At 39.8% G+C, this 23,759-nt stretch carries 17 protein-coding genes and 1 pseudogene; 12 read left to right on the plus strand and 6 right to left on the minus strand.

Going from position 1 to position 23,759, the window contains the following annotated elements:
• Positions 1–128: 128 nt before the first annotated feature.
• On the minus strand, positions 129–1,511 hold the full coding sequence (locus tag U3A58_RS13795) for a TolC family protein (RefSeq protein WP_323824227.1): 1,383 nt from the start codon (positions 1,509–1,511) through the stop codon (positions 129–131).
• A gap of 70 nt (positions 1,512–1,581) precedes the next feature.
• Positions 1,582–2,181, minus strand: a complete 600-nt coding sequence (locus U3A58_RS13800; RefSeq protein WP_323824229.1) for a TetR/AcrR family transcriptional regulator — start codon at positions 2,179–2,181, stop codon at positions 1,582–1,584.
• Positions 2,182–2,635: 454 nt separating this feature from the next.
• On the opposite strand from U3A58_RS13800, the gene purL reads away from it, so the two are divergent.
• The 3 genes from purL (at position 2,636) to U3A58_RS13815 (ending at position 8,716) form a co-directional block, all read left to right on the plus strand.
• Positions 2,636–6,319 (plus strand): phosphoribosylformylglycinamidine synthase, encoded by a 3,684-nt coding sequence (purL, locus tag U3A58_RS13805; protein ID WP_323824262.1) that lies wholly within the window; start codon positions 2,636–2,638, stop codon positions 6,317–6,319.
• Positions 6,320–6,613: 294 nt separating this feature from the next.
• A complete protein-coding gene (locus tag U3A58_RS13810; RefSeq protein ID WP_323824231.1) occupies positions 6,614–7,855 on the plus strand; it encodes a hypothetical protein in 1,242 nt (413 codons plus the stop codon).
• 180 nt (positions 7,856–8,035) lie between these two features.
• Positions 8,036–8,716, plus strand: coding sequence for a hypothetical protein (locus U3A58_RS13815; protein WP_323824233.1), 681 nt, complete (start codon positions 8,036–8,038; stop codon positions 8,714–8,716).
• Positions 8,717–8,836: 120 nt separating this feature from the next.
• Here U3A58_RS13815 and U3A58_RS13820 read toward each other — a convergent pair.
• Together U3A58_RS13820 and tnpA are read right to left on the minus strand one after the other, a co-directional pair.
• Positions 8,837–9,241 (minus strand): annotated as a pseudogene (locus tag U3A58_RS13820) (XRE family transcriptional regulator).
• Between the two features lie 1,219 nt (positions 9,242–10,460).
• Entirely contained in the window at positions 10,461–10,922 is a 462-nt protein-coding gene (gene tnpA / locus U3A58_RS13825) for an IS200/IS605 family transposase (protein WP_323824236.1), read from the minus strand.
• 619 nt (positions 10,923–11,541) lie between these two features.
• Here tnpA and U3A58_RS13830 point away from each other — a divergent pair.
• A complete protein-coding gene (locus U3A58_RS13830) occupies positions 11,542–12,195 on the plus strand; it encodes a DUF2490 domain-containing protein (RefSeq protein ID WP_323824238.1) in 654 nt (217 codons plus the stop codon).
• 114 nt (positions 12,196–12,309) lie between these two features.
• Here U3A58_RS13830 and U3A58_RS13835 read toward each other — a convergent pair whose 3' ends face one another.
• The gene (locus tag U3A58_RS13835; protein ID WP_323824240.1) at positions 12,310–13,047 is read right to left on the minus strand and encodes a phytanoyl-CoA dioxygenase family protein; all 738 of its coding nucleotides are present in this window, start codon (positions 13,045–13,047) and stop codon (positions 12,310–12,312) included.
• A gap of 488 nt (positions 13,048–13,535) precedes the next feature.
• On the opposite strand from U3A58_RS13835, the gene U3A58_RS13840 reads away from it, so the two are divergent.
• The 8 genes from U3A58_RS13840 to U3A58_RS13875 all read left to right on the plus strand — a co-directional run bounded on the left by U3A58_RS13840 (position 13,536) and on the right by U3A58_RS13875 (position 22,938).
• On the plus strand, positions 13,536–17,366 hold the full coding sequence (locus U3A58_RS13840; protein ID WP_323824242.1) for a PVC-type heme-binding CxxCH protein: 3,831 nt from the start codon (positions 13,536–13,538) through the stop codon (positions 17,364–17,366).
• Between the two features lie 124 nt (positions 17,367–17,490).
• A complete protein-coding gene (locus tag U3A58_RS13845; protein ID WP_323824244.1) occupies positions 17,491–17,664 on the plus strand; it encodes a hypothetical protein in 174 nt (57 codons plus the stop codon).
• A gap of 598 nt (positions 17,665–18,262) precedes the next feature.
• The gene (locus U3A58_RS13850; protein WP_323824246.1) at positions 18,263–18,667 is read left to right on the plus strand and encodes a tyrosine-type recombinase/integrase; all 405 of its coding nucleotides are present in this window, start codon (positions 18,263–18,265) and stop codon (positions 18,665–18,667) included.
• A 132-nt stretch (positions 18,668–18,799) separates the two neighbouring features.
• On the plus strand, positions 18,800–19,426 hold the full coding sequence (locus tag U3A58_RS13855) for a DUF998 domain-containing protein (protein WP_323824248.1): 627 nt from the start codon (positions 18,800–18,802) through the stop codon (positions 19,424–19,426).
• Between the two features lie 202 nt (positions 19,427–19,628).
• On the plus strand, positions 19,629–20,321 hold the full coding sequence (locus U3A58_RS13860; protein ID WP_323824250.1) for a DUF6843 domain-containing protein: 693 nt from the start codon (positions 19,629–19,631) through the stop codon (positions 20,319–20,321).
• Positions 20,322–20,487: 166 nt separating this feature from the next.
• Positions 20,488–21,048: a cysteine hydrolase family protein gene (locus U3A58_RS13865; RefSeq protein ID WP_323824252.1), complete on the plus strand. Its 561-nt coding sequence runs from the start codon at positions 20,488–20,490 to the stop codon at positions 21,046–21,048.
• Between the two features lie 129 nt (positions 21,049–21,177).
• Complete coding sequence (locus U3A58_RS13870) at positions 21,178–22,119, plus strand: threonine ammonia-lyase (protein ID WP_323824254.1); 942 nt, start codon at positions 21,178–21,180, stop codon at positions 22,117–22,119.
• Between the two features lie 102 nt (positions 22,120–22,221).
• Positions 22,222–22,938, plus strand: coding sequence for a GDSL-type esterase/lipase family protein (locus U3A58_RS13875; protein ID WP_323824256.1), 717 nt, complete (start codon positions 22,222–22,224; stop codon positions 22,936–22,938).
• A 498-nt stretch (positions 22,939–23,436) separates the two neighbouring features.
• Here the strand turns inward: U3A58_RS13875 and U3A58_RS13880 are convergent.
• Positions 23,437–23,759 (minus strand): hypothetical protein (locus U3A58_RS13880; protein ID WP_323824258.1); only part of this gene is annotated, 323 nt, incomplete at its 5' end.

Raw genomic sequence — 23,759 nt, forward strand, 5'->3', positions numbered from 1 at the left:
GGATCGGGAGAATCTCACATAGCGGATAATCATCCCTCTGTGTGACGTCTCTGACATGCTCGATTTCATGATTTGTGAATAATGTCGTTGTTAAATAAGCCCTGGTCGTATGTGTGCAAAATGTAGGTTTATTGAATGATTCCTTCCTTTAAAATCCCCAGTGCTTTTTCCAAATCTACCTTGGAAATCAAGCCGTCATATAGGGCTCCTAAATAATTAATTTCTGATTCTATCAGTGCAGCATCGGCCTCTACTACTTCCAAGTTGGAGCCCACGCCTTCATTATATTTGATTTTGGATATAGCATAAACTTCCTGAGCCAGCGCCATGCTCTCCCGCTGAACTGCCAGTACTTCCAGATCATTTGCCAAATTCTGCTTGGCTTGATAGATCTCCAACTGGATATTCTGGTCGAGATAGAATTTTTGATTTTCTAATTGCTGCAATTGAATTCTGTTTCGTTGGATTCTTGCACTTTTAGAAAAGCCATCGAAAATCGGGATATTCATCGCCACACCGATCATGGAGGAGCTAAACCAGTTAGTCGATTTGAACAAGGTATTCATAGAATTACCAGCTCCTGATCGTGTGAAATTTGCAGTTAGATCCAGCGTGGGCATGTACTGCGAAGTATTGTACTTGAGATCTAATTGTGTCAACTCAAGATTAGTTTCCAACTGGTCCATTTCCACCCGATGAGAACCTTCCATAGCCTGCAGTGACGCTAGTTCTTCTTCAGGATTCAGCTCGTCTAGTGTTTCGGTAAGTACGATATCGTAATTTCTAGGTAGTCCCAGTTGAATCTTCAAGAGCTGCTTGGAAATATCATAGGCTGTCATGCTTCTTCTCAATTGAGAAAAGGTGTTATTGCGCTGAACTTGGATTCTGGAAACTTCAATTTTCTCTAAAAATCCTGCCTCATTCATTGCTTTGGTTTCTTCCAAAAGTGAATCAATTCTAGTCAGGTTTGCCTGTGCAAGTTTGATACGTTCTGCATTTACCAAGACTCCGAAATACGCCTTCTTTACATTTTCGATAACATCATTTTCCACCTTGGTCTTGTCATACTCAGTCAAGGCTTTGTATGTCTTGGCGGCTCGCAGGCCTACAAAGAAAGAACCGTCAAAGATCATCTGGGTCAAATTCACACCTGCATTTGCTGTGTAGTTCACACCGAACCTAGCGGGAATTACGTCGGAAGGATTGCTGGGATCTCCAAAAGGGGGCTCATTTGGCAGAAAAAGAACCTGTACCAATGGATTATAATTCAAGCCCACAGATCCATTGATCTGGGGCAAGCCTGCTGCAGTCTCCTCTTTTATTGTAGTCTGAGAAACCAATACCTCCAGCTTGGCATTCTTCGCGTCAGCATTATTTTCTAAAGCGTACTCCAAGGTCTCCTTGAGATTGAGCTGAAGCGTCTCCAACGGCAGCACTTCTTGGGCAGTCGCTTCCAGCCTGAAAACACTCAAGGCCATAACCATTACTAGATAAATCTTCGATCTAAACATGATATAATTCAATAAAGGATCTTTTCATTGTTAATTGATTCTATAAGGCGAATTCTAAATTCTGAGCAATTTAAGTTGAATTACGCTTTTGCAAATAAGCTTGCCTACCTTTTTCGGTAAAAATACCATGTAAGAAATGATCCAGCATCTCTAAGTGAAGACTTAAAAAACTGAAATCCCTTCTATCATAGTTAGATGGATTCATAGACGCACTGATTTGATCCACTCGCATTTTAGCTAATATTTTCGCATTAATTTCCGGACGAAAATAACCAAGTGTCTTGCCTTTCTCTATGACATTGACAAGATCTGTCACAATAATTTTTTCCTTGAAGTCATTAAACATTTCCCAAACCTCCGGAAAGTACTTTTGAATCTCAAGTAAAGCCATGGGGTTTAGGGCAGATAAGCGCTCCCGAACCATTTTGGAAGTGTGTACCAAATGCTCAATGACGCCGTCTTCTCCCTCCATTATTTTGTCGAGACTATCCTGATCTTCTCTCAAAGCCATAGAAAATGCCTCTTTGACTAGTTCTTTCTTGTCCTTGAATTCTTGATAAATGGTCTTTTTAGAAATCCCAGCCAAGCGAGCAATATCCTCCATGGTGATCGTCCTCACACCATACTGGCTAAACTGCTCACTGGCTATCAATAAAATCTTTTCTCTCATTTACGCTGATCAAATTGTATTTTGGATCACAATACTACGGAAACTTTAGGTAAATCAAAAGTTTCCGTTGTATCAAAAACGAACATTCTTCGGCGTTAATAAAAAAATAACATAGAAAAGCGCGCGATTTTGAACAGTTGGTTATCTTTTTAAAATTTAACACTGGATGATTATTAGTTGTAAAAAGCTTGAATCAAGTATTTAGATATTAGATTCAAGAGCCGAGAGCCAAGAGCCAAGAATTTTAATCACAACTCATGGTTTAAGTCTCATGACCAAGCAACAGCGTCTTTGTGAGGGAAAAATGACCGACGCAATCTCGTCATTTGATCACTGGCGTGAGGCAAGCTATTCCTCTCTTCTTCAATGACGCGTAGTGATCATTCAAAACTGATCACTTACTTTTCAAACTCCCCCCCAAATGCTTATCTTTGCATCTTACCAGCCAAAGGACATGATTTTCTTCTTTGAATCCCCTCTCAAAACCGTTTACGCTGTACAATCCCCACAACCTTTCGCATCCGAAAACTTAGAAAAGCTGACTTGGCTTTTTGGCGGAGCTACAGCTATCAGCAGCCCATCACTTAACAGGAAATACTCAGGACCTCGCAAGGAAATGATTACCCCATGGTCAACCAACGCAGTGGAAATCGCTGCAAACATGGGCATCCCTGGCGTAATCCGAATAGAAGAGTTCTTCCCCCTGAATGAAGGAGACAGCATTGATCCTATGCTTCAGCATAAGTTTGATGAATTGGATCAGGATATTTTTGATATACACCTACAGCCGGAAGCAATCGTAGCCGTAAGCGATATCGCTGCATATAATAAGGAGAACGGATTGGCACTTAGCCAAGAAGAAGTCGATTACCTGGATAATGTTTCTAAGCAATTAGAGCGCCCATTAACGGATTCAGAAGTTTTTGGGTTTTCCCAAGTGAACTCAGAGCACTGCCGACACAAGATTTTCAACGGTACATTTATTATTGACGGAGTAGAAAAGCCTCAAACTCTTTTTCAACTCATCAAAGAAACTTCCAAAATACATCCTAACCGTATCGCTTCAGCTTACAAAGATAATGTAGCCTTCGTAGGAGGACCAAAAACCCAACAATTCGCACCGAAAACTCAGCACCAAGCCGACTTCTTCGAAACCCGAGAGATCGATACGGTCATTTCCCTAAAAGCTGAAACACATAACTTCCCAACTACCGTGGAGCCTTTCAACGGCGCTGCTACCGGAGCGGGAGGAGAAATCAGAGACCGTCTCGCTGGCGGTACGGCATCCATTCCTCTAGCAGGAACGGCTGTTTACATGACTTCTTATCCTAGATCCGAGAAAGGAAGAAGCTGGGAAAGCAAGCTTGCTGAGCGTCCATGGCTGTACCAAACACCTATGGATATCCTGATAAAAGCTTCCAACGGAGCTTCTGACTTTGGGAATAAATTCGGTCAACCCTTGATCTGTGGATCATTGTTGACTTTTGAGCATGAGGAAGATGGTAAGCATCACGGATTTGACAAAGTAATCATGTTGGCAGGTGGTGTGGGATTCACCAATGCCAAATACACTAAGAAAAACGAGCCAAAAGCCGGTGATCAGATCGTGATCATGGGCGGTGACAATTATAGAATCGGTATGGGCGGTTCGGCGGTTTCGTCTTTGAACACCGGAGAACTTTCCAATGCAATTGAGCTTAATGCCATACAGCGCTCCAACCCGGAGATGCAAAAGCGTGTATCCAATGTGATCCGAGCCATGGCTGAGAGCGAAAACAACCCGATCATTTCCATCCACGATCACGGAGCTGGCGGACATTTAAACTGCCTATCTGAATTGGTAGAAAATGCCGGTGGAACGATCCACATCGACAAATTGCCGGTGGGAGATCATACACTTTCCGCCAAGGAAATCATCGGAAACGAATCTCAAGAGCGAATGGGGTTGGTGATTGGCAAAGAGAACGTGGACACCCTACATCAGGTCTCCGACCGGGAGCGTGCTCCATTCTATGTGGTAGGTGAGACGACTGGAGATATGCATTTCAAGTTTGAAAATGGCAAAACCGGTGAAAAACCGGTGGACTGGAACTTGAGCTACATGTTCGGCTCTTCGCCAAAGACCATTTTAGAAGACAAAACTACCAACGCATCTTTTGCGGAAGCAACCTATGAAGCAGATCTGATCCAAGGATATATCCGCGAGGTATTGCAACTGGAAGCTGTGGCTTGTAAAGACTGGTTGACCAATAAGGTCGATAGATCGGTGACTGGTCGTGTGGCAACACAGCAGACTGTCGGCGAGATCCAACTTCCGCTAAATGACGTGGCCGTGATGGCTTTGGACTTCACCGGCAACAAAGGCATCGCAACTTCCATCGGCCATGCACCGGTGGCAGCTTTGGCGGATCCTGAGGCAGGAAGCCGATTGGCGATTGCAGAGGCGATGACCAACTTGATTTTCGCACATATTCAGGACGGCTTGCAGGGCATTTCCCTTTCTGCCAACTGGATGTGGCCTGCCAAAAACGAAGGTGAAAACGACAGATTATATAGAGCCGTCGAAGCTGTTTCTGAATTTGCCATTGATTTGGGTGTGAATATTCCTACAGGAAAAGACTCCCTATCCATGACGCAGAAATATCCTGACGGCAAAACTGTTTACTCTCCGGGAACGGTGATTATCTCCACCGTGGGAGAATGCTCAGATGTGAAGAAAACCGTGAAAACTGCCCTGAAACCAATCATGGGAAGTAGAATTCTATACATAGACTTTTCGAAAGACGAATTCAAACTGGCTGGCTCCAGCTTCTATCAAGCGCTGAACAAAGTAGGAACAGAAACGCCAGACATTAAAAATCCGCTTTATTTTGCTCAGGCATTTACAGCTATTCAGGATCTAATCGATCAAACGTGGATTCTTGCAGGGCATGATATCTCTTCAGGTGGTTTGGTCACAGCACTTTTGGAAATGTGTTTCCCAGTGCAGAATATTGGGTTGAAAGTGAAGCTGGATCGCTTGCATGAAGCGGATCTAGTGAAAGCTTTATTTGCCGAAAATCCAGGAATCTTAATTCAAGTTGAAGACACTCATGCGGTGGAAGCCTTATTGGTAGAAGCAGATGTAGATTATGTGGAACTGGCGAAAGTCACTGATTCCGGAAATATTGAATTTGCAGGAAAAGACCTCACGCTTGACATCGAGGAACTACGCGATGTTTGGTTCAGATCTTCTTACTTGTTGGACAAAAAGCAAAGCGGAGAGAAACTAGCTAAAGACCGCTTTGACAACTATAAAAATCAACCGCTGTCTTTTGAATTTGCAGCCGGATGGAAAGGCGACTTTGCTGCTGCGGGACTTGATCCATTCAGAACTGAGAAGGGCAAGGCGAAAGCAGCGATCATCCGTGAAAAAGGGGTGAATGGCGATCGTGAGATGGCTTATTCCCTTTGGTTGGCAGGATTCGAAGTGAAGGATATCCACATGACCGATCTGATCGCAGGTCGTGAAAACCTGGAAGATGTGCAGATGATCGTCTTCGTAGGTGGATTCTCCAATTCCGATGTACTAGGTTCGGCCAAAGGCTGGGCAGGTGCATTCCTGTACAATCATAAGGCTAAGCAAGCACTGGACAACTTCTACGCAAGACCAGATACCTTGAGTTTAGGTGTATGTAACGGTTGCCAACTGATGGTAGAACTTGGCTTGGTCACTCCTGATCATGCAGACAAACCAAAGATGCTACACAATGCCTCGCATAAGTTTGAATCTACTTTCGTGAATGTAACTATTCCACAAAACGAATCTGTGATGCTAGGGTCGCTTAGCGGTCAACGACTAGGCGTATGGGTAGCGCATGGAGAAGGTAAATTCCACCTTCCACAGGCAGAAAGCGACTACAACTTCGCGATGAAATACAGCTACGAAGCTTACCCAGGCAATCCAAACGGTTCCGATCATGCTACCGCAGGTATCGCATCTGCTGACGGACGTCACTTAGCTATTATGCCACATATCGAACGAAGCTTGAAGCCTTGGAACTGGGCACACTATCCAGTTGATAGAAACGATGACTTCACGCCATGGATGGAGGCTTTTGTGAATGCTAGGAAGTGGGTTGAGACTCACACTTCTTAAATTTCATTATTCGACGTTCATCATTCTTCATTCGAAATTAATCTGATTGAAAAATTAAGATCTTCGAACACATTAAAATCCCTTGGAGCAATCTGAGGGATTTTTTTTTAAACCTTGCTTTTACTATTTTGAAATACTTTCCAACTAAAGCTGATGAAGACGAATTTTAACCAAATGGAAAGTGGGACAGACTTTCCAAATATTCAGGAACTTTTGAGTCAGAACTCAAGTAAAACCACTGATAATTACGTCACTAGTTGGTGACAATAATAAGTTGGCAGTAATATGAACAAAATGAAAGAACGAATTGAAAAACTTAAAAAAGAAAAATCCTTAAACATTGAGGAAAGAAAAGTCATATATCCGGATGAAGAGGCAAGAATTTTTTATCTTGTTCACGGACTTAAAGAGAATGAAACAATTGACTTTTTAATTCGTGAAGAAGCGGATGTTGATATCCTCGAAGAATTAATCGACAAATCTCCTTATCTGTTTAGCGATTTTATCGGAACTTATGCAGATTCTACAATACAAGTTGCACTTTCAAATGTATCCTATCGAAGTTTACGTGGAATTGATAGAGACGAAGAAGGAAAAGACATAATCCGAATTAAAATAAACTATTTCAAAAATGAACTCGATATTTCAATAAAATACGCTACTCCAACAGATTTAATTTCTAAGTACAGCCAAATCTTAAGAGGTGCTAGGCGATATTCGACTAGAAGGGCTCCACTAATAATTCAAGTTGAAAATTTTGACAAAATAACAGGAGAAGGAATTGAAAATGACACGAGAAATATTCTCAATTCTGTTCTTTTTGACATAGAGTATACATACGGAATTGGGTTTGAAACAATAAACATTGACAGCCTAACTCGAAGATATTTTAGAAGAAATGACCAATTCAGTGAATTACCCACAGACCAAATAAATCTAGTCTACAAAAAATATATACCAGAACTTATCGAGTATTTCCACATAGGAGAAAAAGTAGATTATTTACCTTTTAAATTCATTTGCTATTATCATATTATTGAGTATTTCTCAGATAAAAGTGCGTACTATGTTGTTTCAGACTATTTGAAAAAGTTATTGCTTAAACCGGATTTCCATACTAAAACAAATCAGTATGTTAATCAAGCCATTAACTTCTTTAAGAAGGAAAGCGATAGATATACATCTGACAAAATCAAAGTTGAAAGAGTTTTAAGACAATTCATTACAAGGGAAGAACTCGGAGAACAACTTAGAAGCCTTGGTATTATTGACCATTTCGAACAAGAAATGATTATAGATTGCTCTAAACCTTTAAAACTTCCGAAAATTGATTTCAGTATCGATCCCAATTTTTTTGGTGATTTAACTAAAAGAATTTACTCAGTTAGGTGTTCAATAGTGCATTCGAACCCTGACTTTGACGAGTCAAAAGCAATACCTTTTGTACCAACAACAAAGAATATGGAGATTTTAAGAATGGAGATAGAATTAGTATTACAAATTAGCAGAACAATAATAATCGGAAGTAAAGAATAAAATACAATGGATAATCAAGTAGACGGCAGTGAGCCACAAGCCCACGATGCACCTCTCAGACAACCTTAGTTACAGTCCCTTCTGAGCGTAGTTTTTAACTACGCTTTGATATTTTGATCAATTTTCAATAGATCATGAGCACCCTTCCTAAATAATTAAAACATGAACCCCAACTAAATAATGAACAGAAATGATGTGATTAAATTCATTAGTGATAATCAAAATGAAAGGCTGCTCGACTATTACGACAAATGCTATGATAAATTGAAAGATCTTAACACGAGAATTGATAAGACCTCATTGTATATTATCATTATTACATTTTTATACTTCATTGCTTCAGGAACTACTATATCTTCAATACAAGTTGGACCGGCTACAATATCAGACATCTCTATTCTACTAAAAATAATACCCGTTCTATTCGCTTTTCTTTTACTTCAAATAATTGTAATCTCATCACAAAAAGCAGAATTATTCAAAATCGTAAAGTTAATATTTTTAGCAAACTATGTGCAAGACATTAACCCTAAAGAGTTTGAAAATGAAAACAACAATATATTTACAAGAATTTTACTTCCATTTTCCTATTCAACAGAATTGTTAAAATTCAGCATGGAAAAGACAGGCGTAATAAACAGTTGCTTAGGTGTTATACTAGTACTCCCTTTATTATCTTTAATTTTCCTTCCATTTTACTTTGAATTCTACATGTTGAAAACAATTTGGACAAACTATTATTCAGACACATTAGGAAAAATATCATTTTGGCTTACTATCTGGATTACTGCTTATATGTTACATTACTTAATAAGTAATTTTATAATAAATTTTAGAGATGCCAAAAACGAGCTACAATAGCCCCGTCTGGGTGTAGTCAGATCTTTCGTCAATGCGTAGTTTGCAACTATACTTTCATATTCAATAGAATTTGTAATTCTCTATAGTCCAGAAAGGCTGTTATGGATTAGCCTAAAAATTTTACTTATTCAGCAACTTCTCCAATCTCGCCATCATTTCATCCTTTTCCTTTAGCATCCGCTCGTAAAGGGTGATTTTTTCTTCGTGGATTTTAATTATTTGATCCACCGGATTGATGGAAGAATTATAGAAAATAGAGGCAGGTTGGTTGCAATTTTCAAAGGAGTTAGAAATGATATTTATCGCCTTTTCTTCATCGAAATTCTTAATCGCTTCCGCCGGAACTTTTAAAATCTCAGCCACCTGACGTAATAGTTCCTCCTCCACTTCTTCCTTTTGCTCCAGCAAGCTGATTTTCTTCTATGACCAGTCAGGCCCGAGTTCGTAGGCAAGTGACTCCTGCTTGATGCCCATCATCTCACGAAAACGCTTGATATTCCGGCCGTGGTGGATTTTTTCGTTCATAGTCTGAAGTATTAAAAAGGGAAATTAGTAAAATCTGCCCAAAGTGTTTAGACTAATTTATTCATTCGGGAGGATACCAGCAAGGAATTCGAGGTATTGCCTGATAAATCCAGACAAAATGTGTCGGGATAAGTAATTGAGAGTTTGTCAGCTGACAAGGCAGCAAGAAGCGAGGAAATCTCATGCTCCTATAGATATCGGCCATGCCTACGGCATTTTATAAAAATCTCATTCCTTTAGACCAGCCATTGAAATGGCTGGCTAGCCAATCGGTCATGCCTACGGCATTGATTTGAACGTAAACCCTCATTCATATTACTGATGTTCAAATTGCTGGCTAATATATCATTCATATTTAATAGCATTTAATTCCAGACCTATTCCTTGCCAGTCCCATAGGGACGACCCATCTTCTTGCCAGAGGTTTCAACCTCTGGATCTCTGAGTTGCAATATAATATGGCAAAGTCCCATAGGGACGGACGATATTAATTCAACACCGTACATGGTTTTCATTGCAAAAAATTCAACCTATCGCTGGTTGACTTTAACCAATATCGGCCATGCCTACGGCATTATTATGAAAACCTCATACCTATTCATCCAGCCATTGAAATGGCTGGCTAGATGATCGGCCATGCCTACGGCATTAATTGGAATGGAAAATTCATTCATTTCTACCATATTCATGGTTCGACTCCACTCACCAACCATGGCTGGCTAAGTTATCGTAGATATACCTAAAGGCACTATTACCGGAACTATTCCTTATCAGTCCCATAGGGACGACCCATCTTATAGCCAGAGGTTTCAACCTCTGGATTTCTGAATGGCAATATGATCTGGCAAAGTCCCATAGGGACGGACGATATCAATTCTGCACCACATCAGATATTCATCTAAAATTGGATTGTCTTTGACCAATATCGGCCATGCCTAAAGGCATTTGTAAACTATTCTATTATCATTTTACCAGCCATTGAAATGGCTGGCTAGATGATCGGTCATACCTAACGGCATTAATTGAAATGGACATCCTCATTCATCTTCGTGATAATCAAATTGCTGGCTAATATATCGTTCATATCTAACAACATTTAATTCCAGACCTATTCCTTACCAGACCCATAGGGACGACCCATCTTCTTGCCAGAGGTTTCAACCTCTGGATCTCTGAGTTGCAATATAATATGGCAAAGTCCCATAGGGACGGCCGATATCTATTCCAACTCTTTAAAAAGGTATTCCGGCAAAAAATCTACATTATGGGCTTTTAGCATCATGAGGTATTCCTCTCTAAAGCTCATTTTTTGGTGATGAATTTCCTGATTTTTCACATAGTCAAAAATATTTGGCATCTCCCTTTCACTGTAAGTAAAGGAGCCAAACGCGGCTTGCCATTCGAACCGATGCTCAAGTAGCTTTGATTCATTTAACCACTTGGATGATTTGGATTTGGTGCTTTTCATTATTTCAGAGACAGCTAGTTTCGGATAGAATTGGAACAGGCAATGAACATGGTCAAAATGACCGTTAACTATTAAAGTCTTTGCACCTGTCTCATTGATAAGATTTCCTATCACTCCATACAACTCACTTTTAAAAATATCCTGAATAACTGCTTTTCTGTATTTGACGGCAAAAACTGCCTGACAATACATCTTTGAATAGGTATTTGGCATAATAGATCATATATATTATTCAAACTAATTTAACCAATATCGGTCATACCTAAAGACATTTTACAATATGCCACTTCGCCATTCATCCAGCCATTGAAATGGCTGGCTAAAAGATCGGTAATGCCTAACGGTATTAATTGGGATGAAAATTCTAATTCATTTTACGTAACATCGGTGACCGGCTAAGTTATCGTACATACCTATATTAATTCTTATTTGAACCTTTTGCAAAATACGCCACTAAGCAAGCTTTAACCGGCCAAAAACGATAAATTTGGTTACAAACCAGCCCCCCCCTGAGCGTAGAATGGGAGTTGAGCTAGGCTTCACCCAGTCTTACCAACGAACGTCTTAATAAACAAATGACCGTAGTATTACTAGGGAATTAGATTTTTCCTAAGCACAGCAAAATTTGATAGCACAGCGCTAGGTGTATTTTGTAACTACGCCATAAAACCAAAATCATATTGATACTGACATTAGGGACTCAGACACTAGCATTTACCATCAATCCTGCTTACACTCCAATTACCCAGTCTGTGACTCGCAGAATAGAATAATCCTCATAAGTTTGATCTTTGAGGACACAAACCACTGGTGGAGCACAATACAATCAAAAATGAAAAGACTGCTAATTATACTGTTATTTGCACCCATTTCGCTATTTGCGCAGAATACTGATTTTGGTAATTGGTGGATTTATTTTGGGGACAAGAAAATCAATCACAAATTCAATTGGCATCACGAAGTACAGTATCGTAACTTCAATTTTATAGGCGACACTGAGCAGCTACTCTTGAGAACGGGTTTAGGGTATAACCTTTCGGAAAACAACAATAATATTCTTCTAGGATATGGTTTTGTATATAGTGAACCCTATATCGGGAAAACGGATGAAAAAACCAGTTTTAACGAACACCGAATTTATCAGCAATTCATTACCCGGCAAACGTTTGGACGCTTTGCTCTGCAACACCGCTACAGATTTGAGCAACGATTTATTGAAGATGACTTCAAACTTAGGCTAAGATATTTTCTTGCCCTTAACGTGGCTTTAAACAAAAAACAAATCACAGACAAAACGCTTTATCTGTCCGCATATAATGAGATTTTTATGAATACAGAACAAACATTTTTCGACAGAAACAGACTTTATGGCGGGCTTGGATACAGATTTTCAAAAAACATTAGAACAGAAATTGGCATTATGAACCAATCCGCCAATAGTACTTCTCGAAATCAATTAAATATAATTACGTTTCTAAATTTTTAAATAAAAACTGGCAACTGTCGAATAGACAGCTTTGAGCTAGGCGTAGTTCCGTACAGCAGTCGGAAGTAATTACACCTATCCTAATCAATTTACAATTGATACTGTGGATAAGCCTTAAACATCTAAAATATGCCTGCCTTTTTCACCAATCCGCTGTAACGTTTCTTCCGTTATATACTTCTTTTGGTCAATCTGTTGGGGTTGCTCTCTGTTGCAAAAATAACTGTGAATACTCCTTCGCACCTGGTCTGTCTGATTAGTCGTGCCACCATGCCAAACATGCGAGTTGAAAATAAACACCGACCCTGCGGGAGCTATAATCCGGATTTCGTCAGGATGTTTGTCAAGAGGATCTGCCATCGCTTCATCGGGCAAGGTGCTTAATTTATGAGATTTAGGGACGATTCGGGTAGAACCATTTGTGTCTGTAAAATCATCCAAAAGCCAAATACTATTGCATACTTTGTACGAGCCATTCACGACCGTATTTTTCCAATCCACATGAAGTTTTTGTAGACCTTGATTGGGTTTGGCAGCCCGATAATTAAGGGAGGATAATTTGTATTCCTGACCTAAAACCGCTTCAATACCCGCGAGCACACGCGGATGCGTATAAAAAACATCGAAAATGGGCCCCTTATTGACCAAATTAGCCAAGCGATCCGCCCCTTCTTCTTTGGGATGGCGGATGTATTTTGATTCTGCTAATTCTGCCCCTGCATTTTCTCCCTCTGACTGCATCAATTCGTCAATTCGCAAATTCACTTGTTTGACTTTCTCCGTAGTCAATAATTGACCTAAATCAAGATAACCATAGGTATCTAAAAATTCGATTTCTTGTTTGGTAAGCATATCAATATATTTTTAGTCGTAAAATAATATTTCAAAGGTAGAAATATTGAGGGGGTTGGGTTGATTCTTATTCCCAATATTGATAATACATCATTTGATATTAGAGATTTGAGATGGCGTCACCACGAGCGTTCAAATTCAATATTTATTACTTGAACTCGAGAAAATCCCTTAGAGAAATTTGAGGGATTTTTTCAAACTTTCGTTCAGGTTGACAATATTGTGCTACGAAACCCGCCCTAACGCAAAGCCCGAAAACGTTGTGCTTAATGTAAAGAAACAATGGGCTGAACAAACCAGGGCTATACAAAAAGCAATTGAGACCACTTTAGAACTTCACAAAAAAAACTAGCCAAACCATTAAAAACTTTCAAAAGTTCTTTGAGAAAAGAAATAAGATTTATACCTCTATTCAAATTTAAAAATCCATTTTTGGAGCATTTAGACACTTCGTTTTTCTATCCCAAACCCAAAAAACCATTTATACCATGTCAAAAGCCCGAATTACGACCCTTATTGGTGTTTTTACTTTTTTAATACTTCTCAGTTCTACTCCAAAAAAATCAGTAAAAGGAGAAATTTCAGATCAAGCCACTCTCCTAACACTCGTCCAAAATAAAGAGGAAGGTACTATCTCAATTTTAAGGGAGGGAGAGAGTGATCCTATTCTAGTTCAAAATGCCACTGAAGATTTCAGACCCTACATCCATCCTGTTCTTGCTCCTGATGGCAAGGGAGTTTTGACTGAATATAGTCCGGGACACCACAAGCATCAGACCGGACTTTATTGGGGTTTCACAAGGGTAAATGGTCGCGATTATTTTCACAATCCTCAGGGAGATTATTGGAAAAAGGTGGCGCTGAACATCGTAGAGGAAACCGGAGAGCAGGTCAAATGGCAGACTATCTATCAACTTCTGGATTCTCTGGGAGGAACAGTTTTGGAAGAAACTCAGAACTGGACTATGAGCGAGGCAAATGGAGAATATATTCTTGACTTGGAATGGAAAGGCGAAGCAAAAACTGAAGTAACGATTGGTCAATACGATTACGGGAGTTTATTCGTCCGAATGCCTTGGAAAGATGGAATCGATGGAGAAATCATCAATGCAGCCCGACAGAAAAACATGCAGGCTGAAGGTCAGCCTGCTATGTGGATCAATGTGGGATTGAAAGTCGAAGGTCGGGAGGATCGTGCAAATGTGGCCATTTTTGATCATCCAGAAAACCGGGGATATCCCAACAAATGGCGTGTTGACGGTCAAATGGGATTGGGCCCAGCTTTTACACGAGACGGAGATTGGGTAATCGAAGAAGGAAACACCGAAACCATCAAACTTCGCCTTTTGGTCTACACAGGTGAAGCAAATGACCTGAAACTGAAAGAATCCTGGGGGAATTTTTCGGGTAGAGAGGGTATGTACAGCACCACCGAACTTTGGGGTTTGGCACAGGAAGAAGGAAGAAATGCAAAATTCTTGACTGCTGAGGAAGCCGTGGATGCTATGACTATTAAATCTGGGTATAAGGTAAATGTCTGGGCTTCGGAGCCCATGATGACCCAACCCATGGCTTTTTGTTGGGATGATCGGGGTAGACTTTGGATTGCAGAAAACAAAGATTACGAGTCCAGAGGAGACGGTTTTTCCAATTCAGGTGACAGCCGAATCCTTATTCTAGAAGATACCGACGGAGATGGTGAAGCTGACAGTCAAAAAGTATTTATGGAGGGGTTGGCTTTTCCTGCGGCCTTAGCCGTAGGGTTCGACGGGGTTTTCATCGGTGCTCCGCCCAACCTGATTTTTGTTCCCGACAAAAACGGCGATGACAAAGCCGATATGGATAATATTGAAATCCTACTTACCGGTTGGGGAATCCGCGACCGGCACGAAACGCTAAACAGCTTGCATTGGGGTCCAGATGGGTGGTTATATGGATTGCAGGGATTTGCCACGCCTTCCAAAATCCGTAAGCCAACTGGTGATGCAAAACTTTATTACCATAAAGACCAATTTCCTGAAGATCTCCTCGAAGCAGAAGGAGTCGACATCAATGGCGGTGTATGGCGCTATCATCCGATCAAAGAACGGTTTGAAGTGGTCGCCCACGGCTTCAGCAATCCATGGGGAATTGACTACGATGCAAAAGGCCAACTTTTTATGAGTGCTTGTGTCATCCCCCATTTATGGCATGTTGTACCCGGGGGGATCTACCACCGACAGGGTGGACAGCATTTCAATCCTTATGTTTATGAGGACATTAAAACCATTGCGAATCACAGCCATCGCTCTGCACATGGAGGGGCTCGGATTTATCAATCAGACGCTTTTCCTAAAGAAGAACAAGGCCGTATTTTTATGGCCAACATCCACGAGCACGGGGTACTATCCGATATTTTGATTCCAAAAGGTTCAGGATTTGAAGGAGAGCACGGGGATGAGTTCATGATGGCAAACAATGCCCAATGGGTAGGTTTCAGTATGGAGATCGGACCGGATGGTGGACTTTACGCGCTCGATTGGCACGATGCGGATATTTGCGGCAAAGAAGTATTGAATGAAGAAACCGGCAGAATTTTTAGGATTATGCCCGAAAATTCACTAGCCCAAAACTTCGCCGGAAGGTATTCAGACCTGAATAAAATGACCGATGCACAGTTGGTGGCTCTTCAGACTAATCCATCTGATTGGCATTCACGACGAGCAAGGGGAATTCTTCATAAGCGCGCTGTAAACAAGACACTTCAGCCTGGAACAAATGACGCTTTGAAGACGATTTTTGTGAATGACAATAATCCCGACTGGAGGCTTCGGGCGATGTGGACGATTCATCAGATCGGAGGATTTAGCGAGAAAGAACTGGTTGCTTCACTTTCTGACAAGGATCCCTACATCAGAGCCTGGTCCATTCAATTGCTTTGTGAGGATATGAAACCCTCCACTGAAGCCTTGACCAAATTCAGAACAATGGCTGACTCTGACCCTTCCCCTGTGGTCCGGCTTTACCTTACCGCAGCTTTGCAGCGCATTCCAACTTCTGAAAAATGGGATATCGCAGAAAGTTTAATTCAGCATACTGAAGATGAAAAAGATCACAACCTTCCCAAAATGTTGTGGTATGGAATCGAACCATTATTTGCTGAATATCCAGACAAATTCCTCGAACTGGCGCCTAATTCCCAACTCACATTCGTCACCCAAAATATAGCAAGAAGAGCTGTGGACGGAAATCAGCCGGATAAACTAGTCACTCTCATTGGCAAGGGAGGTCAAAATACTGAACTGCTTATGGCCGGCATGCTGAGCGGAATGGAAGGCCGGACAGATCTGAAAACCCCGGCGAATTGGAAATCCGTGGCAGAAACCCTTCAAAAATCCGGCGGAAAAAAGCAAGAGCTTGCATTGGAGATTTCTGGACTTTTCGGTGATACCGAAGCTACCCAACGGGCTTTCGCAACACTACAAGACAAAAATTCACCAATAGATCAACGAAGGAAAGCCCTGCAAATACTTACCGCTCAACAACAAAAAGCATTACCTGCCGAAATCCCGGCACTACTTCAGGAACCTACTTTAAGAAAAGATGCCATCAGGGCCATAGCAGCCTTTGACAATGAGGACTTGGGGAAAATTCTTTTGGAAAACTACCCCAATTTTTCCCCTGAGGAAAAATTAGAAGCCATGCAGACACTTTCGTCCAGAGCGCGATATGGCAACATGCTTACTCAAGAACTTAAAAAACAAACCATCGCCAAATCAGAAGTTCCTGCCAGCGTCGCAAGACAACTGTTGCGGGTTGTGGGCAGCGGATTTATTGAGGTTTGGGGTCCTATTGAGTCAGTTCCCAGCAATCAAGCCGCATATGACAAGTACCGGGAAATGATCACACCAACAGCCTTGGGGTCAGCGAATATCAAATCCGGGAAAACAGTCTTCGCCAAATCCTGTGGAAGCTGTCACAAAATGTACGGAGAAGGAGGAATCATCGGGCCAGACCTTACCGGATCGAACCGGACAGATCCCGAATACATCCTTATGAATGTACTCGAACCAAGTGCGGAAATTCAGGATGACTACAAAATGGTGGTGATTAATACCCGCGATGGAAGAACTTATTCTGGAAATATCATTGGGGAAAACGAAAGACAGATCACCATGCGAATTGTCGGTCAAGATCAGCTGATTATTAACAAATCAGCAATACTCTCCCGGGAGGTAACAGAGGTCTCTATGATGCCTTCAGGTTTGTTTGAAAATCTCACTCAAACCGAAATTATCGATCTTGTTGAGTATCTCAAAACCAACAAGCGAATAGACTGATTTAGAAAAGTTTCCCGAAGCTTCACGGAGAAAAATTGTAATTGAGGCGCTATCCGGTAGCCTTTCAAAGGAACGTGCAAGGCTTGTTTACGATATTAAGAGTAAATCCGCCATCTAGGAGTGGATGAGGATTTTTGCAGGTTTGCCCAGAAATGCAGCCATTGATCCTCTTCCACTACTAAAAAAATTGGCTGGGGGAAAAGACGAAATCAGGGATTTAAAAGACCGTATCAAACAGCTTGAAGAGGAGCTGAATCTAGCCTACATTGAAGTAAAACTCGCCAAGTACCAGACATAACTTGCCAAAGAGGACGGAGAGGTCGGGCAACAGGAAATCTTGGCGGCGGAAATCAAAAAACAGTCGGCACGAAAGGCGAAATACGAATCCCTTCGGGAGCGGCCGGGCAGCAGTGATCAGGAACACCCCCCTCCTTCTTTCGGGTGACGGATATACTTTGATTCTACTTATTCTGCCCCAGCATGTTTACCTTCTGACTCCATCAATTCGTAAATTCATTTGTTTGACTTGCCCTGCAGTCAATAATTGACCTAAATCAAGATAATCTTAAGTATCTAAAAATTCGATTTCTTGTTTGGTAGGCATATCAATATATTTTTAGTCGAAAACTAACATTGCAAAAGTAGAAATATTGAGGGGGAGGCTGGGTTGATTCTTATTCCCAATATTGATAATACATCATTCGATACTTGAGATTTGAGATTGCGTCACCACAAGCGTTCAATTTCAATATTTCTTACTTGAATTCACAAAAATCCCTTGGAGAAATCTGAGGGATTTTTTTTGAGCCGATTTTTAGTTACTTTGAAAATATTTTTCACCTGAGACTGATGAAGTTAATTTTTATCCGAAATGGACAAATCAAAAAAACCCGGTAATGCTGCTGAAATTTCCATTAGACTTAGAATTGAAAGAGCGCATCAAGACCATACCCGGAGCTGATTGGCGTCACAAATTAAAAATTTGGCCCATCTCCTATTCAGAAGAAGTGAAGGCAATTCACCAGGCACATCAGAATATCAAACATTGGGCAGTGCTGAGTCTAATCTATGCAAGTGAGCTGAGAAGATCAGAACTACCGAATCTGACGCCACAAGATATAGATTCCAAAAGAAGGATGCTTAGCGTCAATCAGGGAAAAGACAATAACGACCGGCTAGTTCCTATCAGCGATAAAATCTTGGAATTGCTAGGCCATCAAAGCAGCAAGATACAGGAGGTACACACACATGTAAGCCAAAAAAGTTTACAAAAGATTAGCAATCCATTTGATGATCTTTAAGAATAACACTCAGATAAAAGAGCTGTTTATGGCTACTATCGAACCAAGAAAAGAAACTATACGCCAAAAAATGGCGACAATAAATAAATTATGTCTTATTAATAAACAAACTGTTACTTAAACATTTCAGATATGAATCAAACCAGCTTAAGATATTTAGCACTTGGCGGAATAATTGGTCCTATTCTGTTTACAGTTGTTATTATTATCACTGCCAGCCTTCGCAGAGACTATAACCATGTTTCAAACTTCATTAGTGAACTGGGAGCAATAGGAACACCCAATGCTGTTTTGATGAATGTTGCTGGCTTTCTACCTTTCGGATTATTGATTGCGGCTCTTGGACTATCATTACTCTTGTTGTTGCCAAAAGGCAAAGGTTTGCGAATTGGATCATTTTTGGTATTTGTATTTGGGTTAGGAGTCATTTTGGCTGGATTATTTTCTTGTGATGCCGGATGCCCGCAAGAAGGATCTTCGGCTAATATGATACATCATGGTGTTTCCGCTATCGCATTTTTGTCCGCAATAGTTGGTAGCGGAATATTGGGTTTCTCATTCAGGAACCTATCGGATTGGCGACCACTATGGCTTTTTTCTGTTATTAATTGTGTAATTTCTCTGGGTTTTCTTTTCGCAATGATCAATTCGTTTGAGGCATATACCCATACCGGCATATGGCAGCGTCTCCTTTTGCTAACGCTTTTTATTTGGTTCGGAACTGTGGGATTAAGAATTTACCGTTTAGCGAAGGAATAAAGTGAAAAATAAAAAGAAAAACAGGACATAACAGCACCTATGAAAACATGGGGCAGACAGTGGTTTCCGCAAGGTTTGTTCTTGGGAGCTACTTTTGTCCCGGGGTGGACAGGGAACAGCTCCGAAAAGCCCCACGTTTAATAGCTGCAAACCGCTATGGCTCATTTAAAAAAATCGACACTGAACGACAATCGAAACTGAATTGAAAGATAAAAAATACATAATCGGACTGACAATAATTATCCTGACCTTTTTGGTTTCTCTCAATCCGTATTTACTAATTTTTACGGTTCCTGTTTATCTTATCGGAGTTGGACTTATATGGTTAAGTAAGACAAAGGTTTTACAAAAGACACTTTGGACAGTTTTACCAGGAATACTTTGGTATCCTTCATTTCACGTTTTTATGTATTCGACAGGAACTATCGGGACAGCGACTGCTCAAAAGCTTGACTTATATTTCCCTGCCGACTTTAATGGAAAGGCAGTTATTGTTAGACAAATTGACTGCGGGCAAGAAGTTATTATTAAAGACGGGCGAGAACAGCTTAACTTTCCTGAAAATGGAATTTTGCTTTATAAAGGTGAAATTGAAAGTGGCTATATAAATCATCAATACTTTTACAAGACAGCAACAGGAGAAATAAATAAAATACTAGAAAGAGCAAATTATATGTTTTGGGATGACGCCAAGACTGAAACAAGTAGTTCCGAAATTGGAGTTTGGATAGAAGGTATGGGTATGTCAACACAATTCCCGCCCGAAGGACTTTCAGACTATAAATTTTTGGAATTAATAGTTTCCTCAAAAGACAGTTTAGATAAATATCACGACTTTCATTATAACATACGAGTTGACAGCGTGAAATTTGAGACAATGAAACAATGTAGATAAGAAAACCAAGCCATACCACGAGGCTATAATCTATGACCGAAATTGTAGATAAGTATGCTTTTCTGCTTTTCACTATCTTTATCATGGGTGGATAGTGAAGTGGTTTTAAAACGGCCACAGATCATAGCCCAAACGTTGTAGTGCATTGCTAGAAAACATTGTAAATATGAAAAATAGAAGAGCGCTAATAATAATTGATATGCAGAAAGGTTGTTTCACTAGTGAAACTCCAAAATTTGATTCTGAAAATGTTATTGCAAGAATCAATGCCTTGTCTAAAATATTCAGGGAAGATCAATCTTATGTTATTTTTATTCAACAAGATAGCTCCAAATGGGGTAGATTTATTCCGAATACTGCTGACTGGGAAATCCTGTCCGATTTAATGGTTAACGAGACGGATATTTCAATTAATAAAACAGTAAATGATGCTTTCTATCAATCAAATCTAGATTCAGTTTTAAAAGAACTGAATATTAAAGAACTTTTTATTACAGGATTTGCTACCGACTTTTGTGTAGAAGCTACTGTTCAGTCAGCCTTGACAAAGGATTATAACATTACTGTTGTTTCGGACGGACATACGACAGGGGAAAGGCCTCATCTGAAAGCTAAGAAAATAATTGAACATAATAATTGGATTTGGCAAAATATGATACCAACAAAAGGAAAAATAGAAGTGAAAACCTTTGAACAAATAAAAACGACACTACAACACACAATATAAAACAGTTAGGGTTCAGCAGTTTGCGGGGTTTGGTTCGCGCTTCAGCATTCTTGTTGATGGACAGGCACGCAGCCCAAAAACCCAACCGTTTCATATTGTCAACCGTTACAAATAAGTATCAAATATATTATGCAATTAGAAAAACATAGACTTTCATTAGAAAATATTATAGCGTCAGTTGACTTAATAGATCAACTGTTTTTGAATACACCTCAATTTATAAATCCAGGTTTAAGTCAAATCTTTGGATTAAATCTAACTGTTAAAATAGAGACAATAAATCCTATAAGATGCTTTAAAGGAAGAGGTTCTGAAGTATTAGTTTCAAAATCAAAAGGATATAACCATTTAATATGTGCAAGTGCAGGTAATTTTGGACAAGCAATGGCTTTTTCTTGTAAAAAAAGAGGTATCGAGGTTACTGTTCATGCAAGTACATCGGTCAATCCTTTCAAACTTGAAATGATGCGTTCATTGGGAGCTAATGTGGAACTATCAGGAAAAGACTTTGATGAAGCTAAATCGAAAGGAAGAAAACAGGCTAAAAGAATAAATGCTCGCTTTGTGGAAGATACAATGGATATCGAAACGATAGAAGGTGCAGGAACTCTAGGGTTAGAGTTGTTAAAATTGCCCTATGAATTAGATGTTCTATTAATTGCATTGGGAGATGGAGCAATGTTAACAGGAATTTCAAGAGTAATGAAAGCATACAGTCCCAACACTCAAGTAGTCGCGATTCAATCAGAAGGAGCTCCTGCTTTTATTGAATCTATAAGAAAAAATCAGTATGTCAGTTATGACACAACCAACACTATTGCAGATGGAATTGCTGTAAGATTACCAATGAAACAATCTATAAAAGACTTGGAACTTCTTGTTGATGATACCTTCTTAGTCAAAGAAAAATCAATAAAAAAGGGGATGAAACTAATCCACCGGCATGTAGGAATAGTTGCAGAACCTTCAGCAGCAGTTGGGATAGCAGCTTTACTCGAAAACAACAATTTATATAAAGGGAAAAATGTAGCTACTATAATTTGTGGAAGCAATACAACTCTACGAAAATAACCCTATTGGTAACACTATGTAAAATGCATTAAAACGCATTTTACATTTGCCGTTGGCGATAAATATAAAAAGACAAGTACGATTAACTTAAAACAGAGAAATATGAAGAAAAATTCATTAGTTATTTCAATCTCTATCAATATTCTATTTCTCTTATTTGGCGGATATGTCATTCACTCAAAAGGTGGTATTGACTACTTAAAAAGAATATTAAGTTTACAAAAAGAGAACACTAATCAACAGGACTACGGTGTCTATTACGATGCAAAAAAAAGCATTTTTGAGATTATGCCAAATGACACTAGTGAAATAATTTTTTTAGGAAACAGTATTACTGACTATTGCGATTGGAATGAACTATTTGGGAAATCAAATATTAAAAACCGTGGTATTGGTGGAGATATAATAAATGGAGTAATTAACAGGTTAGACGAAGTTGTTGAGTCAAAGCCCAAAAAGATTTTCCTAATGATTGGGACAAATGATTTAGAACGCGGCAATAATGCTAATGAAATTCTTTCAGATTATGAAAGATTAGTTAAGTTGATTTTGACAAAAACTCCTGAGACAGAATTGTATCTTCAAAGTTTATTGCCAACAAAAGATAATCCAAATCGAAAAAACAGTGATATTATCGAAATAAATAAAGGAACTTTCCAGATTGCTAAAAGCCATTCATTAACTTATGTGAATCTTTTTGATTTATTGAAAACAGATAATAATGAATTAAATATGGAATTTTCAAATGATGGAGTTCATATAAATGGCAAAGGCTATTTGATTTGGAAAAACGAGATAATAAAATATGTGGACAAATAACATCCCGCCAGTCGAGTATACGGTCGTGAGCCATAAGCCCAGGGCGCGCCTCTCATTGCACCGTACGTAAGGGTCTCGTAGCTTCTCTGCATCCCAGCCTTTCGCTAAAATGATCCTAAGAATCATTTTAGCGAAAGGCTCAGTTCATTGAATTTCAGGCTTTGATTAGAATAATAGTCCAGCATACTTTAGATAACCTTTTCTTCTCAGTCTGGAAAGTATAATTGTTGTTCCCAGTATGGGACTTTGATCCGCAGAAGCGGACCAGATCCNATTGAATTTCAGGCTTTGATTAGAATAATAGTCCAGCATACTTTAGATAACCTTTTCTTCTCAGTCTGGAAAGTATAATTGTTGTTCCCAGTATGGGACTTTGATCCGCAGAAGCGGACCAGATCCAATATCTGAGTCGGATTATTCACAATAGGTCTATTTTCAATGGTGTTCATGAATACTTCGCATTTCACCCGTTGGAACGGTTATCGTTTAGGTCTATCTTCACCATTCAAGGTACACGGTTTGACGAAATTGCGGTTTTGCGGTTTGACGAGAAAGTTCAGTGTTCTTAAAAAGTTTGTAAAATTGGAAAATTAAATCTTTGACTTCCCCAACTGACGGCAAGCCGAAGAACGTCAGACTGTCTAAAAACTCATTCAAAATTTCACTAAAAATACCCACTATCCCGATGGGACTTATGGGATGATTTTTGTATCTTTTTATATGAAATTTATCCAAGGAACTGACCGCACCCAGCTCGCACTTTTTCCCACCTGCCTGGATGATTCCCTTGATTTTGACAACGAAACCCGCCTGATCGACCT

This window comes from Algoriphagus persicinus, assembly GCF_035156415.1.
In the GTDB taxonomy this organism is placed as follows: Bacteria; Bacteroidota; Bacteroidia; order Cytophagales; family Cyclobacteriaceae; genus Algoriphagus; species Algoriphagus persicinus.

Excerpts from the sequence above, each read along its gene's own strand:
- U3A58_RS13795 (WP_323824227.1), bottom strand. The coding sequence starts at position 1,511 with ATGTTTAGATCGAAGATTTATCTAGTAATGGTTATGGCCTTGAGTGTT.
- U3A58_RS13800 (WP_323824229.1), bottom strand. The coding sequence starts at position 2,181 with ATGAGAGAAAAGATTTTATTGATAGCCAGTGAGCAGTTTAGCCAGTAT.
- purL (WP_323824262.1), top strand. The coding sequence starts at position 2,636 with ATGATTTTCTTCTTTGAATCCCCTCTCAAAACCGTTTACGCTGTACAA.
- U3A58_RS13810 (WP_323824231.1), top strand. The coding sequence starts at position 6,614 with ATGAAAGAACGAATTGAAAAACTTAAAAAAGAAAAATCCTTAAACATT.
- U3A58_RS13815 (WP_323824233.1), top strand. The coding sequence starts at position 8,036 with ATGAACAGAAATGATGTGATTAAATTCATTAGTGATAATCAAAATGAA.
- tnpA (WP_323824236.1), bottom strand. The coding sequence starts at position 10,922 with ATGCCAAATACCTATTCAAAGATGTATTGTCAGGCAGTTTTTGCCGTC.
- U3A58_RS13830 (WP_323824238.1), top strand. The coding sequence starts at position 11,542 with ATGAAAAGACTGCTAATTATACTGTTATTTGCACCCATTTCGCTATTT.
- U3A58_RS13835 (WP_323824240.1), bottom strand. The coding sequence starts at position 13,047 with ATGCTTACCAAACAAGAAATCGAATTTTTAGATACCTATGGTTATCTT.
- U3A58_RS13840 (WP_323824242.1), top strand. The coding sequence starts at position 13,536 with ATGTCAAAAGCCCGAATTACGACCCTTATTGGTGTTTTTACTTTTTTA.
- U3A58_RS13845 (WP_323824244.1), top strand. The coding sequence starts at position 17,491 with ATGAGGATTTTTGCAGGTTTGCCCAGAAATGCAGCCATTGATCCTCTT.
- U3A58_RS13850 (WP_323824246.1), top strand. The coding sequence starts at position 18,263 with ATGCTGCTGAAATTTCCATTAGACTTAGAATTGAAAGAGCGCATCAAG.
- U3A58_RS13855 (WP_323824248.1), top strand. The coding sequence starts at position 18,800 with ATGAATCAAACCAGCTTAAGATATTTAGCACTTGGCGGAATAATTGGT.
- U3A58_RS13865 (WP_323824252.1), top strand. The coding sequence starts at position 20,488 with ATGAAAAATAGAAGAGCGCTAATAATAATTGATATGCAGAAAGGTTGT.
- U3A58_RS13870 (WP_323824254.1), top strand. The coding sequence starts at position 21,178 with ATGCAATTAGAAAAACATAGACTTTCATTAGAAAATATTATAGCGTCA.
- U3A58_RS13875 (WP_323824256.1), top strand. The coding sequence starts at position 22,222 with ATGAAGAAAAATTCATTAGTTATTTCAATCTCTATCAATATTCTATTT.